The sequence below is a fragment of the Lonepinella sp. BR2474 genome, assembly GCF_051851555.1.
In the GTDB taxonomy this organism is placed as follows: domain Bacteria; phylum Pseudomonadota; class Gammaproteobacteria; order Enterobacterales; family Pasteurellaceae; genus Lonepinella.
In genome coordinates this window covers 1-448 of record NZ_JBPDVH010000025.1, presented here as the reverse complement: position 1 = coordinate 448, position 448 = coordinate 1, and the positions used below count along the sequence as shown (strand labels likewise).

Below are 448 nucleotides of genomic sequence, written 5' to 3'. Positions count from 1 at the left end.
ACAATGCGGATAGCAGTCCTAATGTCACCTTAACAGGTGTGACTTCTGGCGTCACCAACTATGAAGTGCCAGAAGAAAATGCAACCCCAGTTGACACGGCGAAAGGCAACTTAGCAGATTTAAGCACCGCATCAGGTGATACCGTTGCCACCGTTGCTGACCTACAAAATCTAGGTTGGGTGGTTTCTACACCAGAGGCAACAAAAAACTGGGCTGACAGCGTAACCAATGCGCAAGAAGTACAATTTGTGGCGGGTTCAGGTATTAAAGTTGACGGTGAAACAGTTTCTGATGGCGTGCGTAAAGTCACTATCGCATTAGAAACTGGGGGTGACTTAACACCTGCAGTCAGTGATGATGGTGATGTTAACACCACGGCAACTGGTAAAGTGGGTTATGATGAAGAACATCCGCAAGGTTATGTGGGTGCGAAAACAATAGCAGATGC

General features: G+C 47.1%; 1 pseudogene. It reads left to right on the top strand.

The features are described from left to right. Positions 1-448 (top strand): annotated as a pseudogene (locus ACTG7Q_RS10880) (hypothetical protein); the annotation flags it as partial.